The sequence below is a fragment of the Ectothiorhodospira lacustris genome (assembly GCF_022227785.1).
GTDB classification, from domain to species: domain Bacteria; phylum Pseudomonadota; class Gammaproteobacteria; order Ectothiorhodospirales; family Ectothiorhodospiraceae; genus Ectothiorhodospira; species Ectothiorhodospira lacustris.
In genome coordinates this window covers 1-2,439 of record NZ_JAJNQM010000149.1, presented here as the reverse complement: position 1 = coordinate 2,439, position 2,439 = coordinate 1, and the positions used below count along the sequence as shown (strand labels likewise).

The 2,439-nt window shown below is 55.7% G+C and carries 4 protein-coding genes; all 4 read left to right on the top strand.

All coding sequences use genetic code 11. The features are described 5' to 3' along the window. A partial coding sequence (locus LQ952_RS15705) for a hypothetical protein (protein WP_238623555.1) occupies positions 1-827 on the top strand: 827 nt, incomplete at its 5' end. Positions 828-932: 105 nt separating this feature from the next. Next, entirely contained in the window at positions 933-1,292 is a 360-nt protein-coding gene (locus LQ952_RS15700) for a hypothetical protein (protein ID WP_238623554.1), read from the top strand. Beyond that, positions 1,273-2,004 carry a C39 family peptidase gene (locus tag LQ952_RS15695; RefSeq protein WP_238623553.1) on the top strand — a complete coding sequence of 244 codons (732 nt, stop codon included), beginning with the start codon at positions 1,273-1,275 and terminating at the stop codon, positions 2,002-2,004. Before LQ952_RS15700 ends, LQ952_RS15695 begins: the two co-directional genes overlap by 20 nt. A gap of 13 nt (positions 2,005-2,017) precedes the next feature. Beyond that, on the top strand, positions 2,018-2,439 hold a 422-nt coding region (locus tag LQ952_RS15690), incomplete at its 3' end, for a hypothetical protein (RefSeq protein ID WP_238623552.1).

Below are 2,439 nucleotides of genomic sequence, written 5' to 3'. Positions count from 1 at the left end.
GCACCAATACCAGTATTGCCGACTCCGGCAATAATCAGTCGGATAACAGTGTCAATACCAACACCAGTATTGCCGATTCCGGCAACAACCAGTCTGACAACAGCGTCAATACCAGCATTGCCGACTCCGGCAATAGCCAGGCGGATAACAACTCCGACAATAGCACCAATACCAGTATTGCCGACTCCGGCAACAATAACTCCGACAATAGTGTCAATACCAATATTGCCGACTCCGGCAACAACCAGTCGGATAATTCCAACAACTCCGACAACAGCACCAACACCAATATTGCCGATTCCGGAAACAACCAGTCCGACAACAGCATCAATACCACCGTCAACACCAGCGTGGCTGACTCCGGTAACGATCAGTCGGATAACAGCGTGAACGACTCGTTCAATATTTCCGACTCCGGGAACAATCAGTCGGATAACTCCAATAACTCTGACAACAGTGTCAATGACTCCTTCAACACCAGCATTGCCGATTCCGGCAATAATTCATCGGATAATTCCAATAACTCCGACAACAGTGTCGTGAGTACGACGACCATTGATAACAGCGTTGCCGATTCCTTCAATGTCAACATTGCTTCCATGGTGGTGTCGGAGAACGATCTGAGCGGTGCGGTGACCGATACCTATCTGTATATCGAAGGGGAAAACAGTTACACCGCCTCCAACATGATCGGCGACAGTGGCTTCAGCAACTCCGCAGGTATCACCCAAGTGGCACAGAATGCCGGGACCAACAGCTTGGTGCAGCAACAGGTGTCTGTCCAGGCTCACCTGGGTCTGCCGGGCGGGAATGGTGGCAGCAACTGAGAGATGGACCTGAGTTCGTGATGGCTCAGGTACTGCGCGAACGGCGGACTTCATGTCCGCCGTTCGCGGCTGAAACCAAATCCCAGACTGTGGAGGTATGCGAGGATGTTCGGGTACGAAAAGTCAAGAGCAGTCCTTGCCGGCACCACCATGCTGCTGATGGTGGGAACGACCATGCTCCTACCTGTTCATGCAGATGATTTTGCTTTGCCTGTCGCGGTGGATGTGGACACCCTGGAGATGCAGAGGGCCAAACAAAATATATCGACCCTTCAGCTGAGTCATATGACTTCCAATGCGGGTCTTTCGAATACAACCATGGAGGGGGTGTTTTCCAGCGGGGACAACGTCCTGAGTATGGGTGTATTGGAGCACGCTCAGGGTATCAATACGATCATTCAAAATACGGGACATAATGTCATCATCCAGGAGTCCCTGATACTGAATGTCAATGTTTCACCCTGATGCCGTGATGGCGAGGCTATTTGTCGTGGGCATGCTGGTCGGTGCTGTCATGCTGACCCTGCCCGCCGGTTTGCAGGCATCCGGGGTGGTGCATGTTCCGGGTCTTGTGGGCAGCCATGAGGTGGGCGTGACCAGCCTGCAGGCGATGCGCTTCAAGACGGTGATCCGTCAGCGCTATGACTTCAGTTGCGGATCCGCGGCACTGGCAACCTTGCTGACCTATCATTACGGACGGCCTGTTTCGGAACAGGATACCTTCAATGCCATGTTCGAAATGGGAGACCAGGAACGGATCAGGATGCAGGGTTTTTCCATGCTGGACATGAAGCGCTATCTGCAGACACGACAGGGGCTGGGGTCGGACGGGTTTCGTCTCCCCCTGGAAAAGCTGGATGAGTTGGGTGTGCCGGCCATCGCCCTGGTGGATATTGACGGGTATCGGCACTTTGTTGTGATAAAGGGGATTCGTGACGGCCGTGTATTGCTGGGGGACCCGGCCTTGGGTGTTCGGGATTACTCCGTGGCCGGATTCAAGGATATCTGGAGCAACGATATCCTGTTCCTGATCCGTGACGAGGTCAGCCGTGGTCGTGAGCATTTCAATGCGCCGGTGGCTTGGGATGCGCTGACGAAACCACCCTACGGGACGGCACTGGCACGCGATGGGCTGTCCAATTTCATACTGTCCCTGCCCAGGGCTTCCGACTGGTAGTTGAGGAGGGCATATGGGTGACGTGCTGCATGGCATGGTTCGAAGGATGGCCGTCTTTCTGTGGGTGGCGGCAACACCGTTTGCCTCGTCCAAGGCGGACCCCTCCTTCCTGGAGTCCCTGGAATGGGCGCGGGTGCCGGATGCTGAACTGGCAGAGCAGCGCGGGGGGCTGGTGCGGCGAGGTGGTTTCGAGCTGACGCTGGGCCTGGAGCGCATCACCGCCATCAATGGTGAGGTGATGGCCCACACCGTCCTGCTTGACTCGGCCGGTACGCGCGTGGGCCTGGAGGCTTTGGGTGGCCTCCACGTCATGACCGGGTTGGACGGCATGCGGATCGAGCAGCTTTCCGGGGCCGGGTGGGCCACCGTCATTCAGAACACGCTGAATGAGCAGATGATCGTCAACCACACCATCATGAATATCGGTCTGGCCGG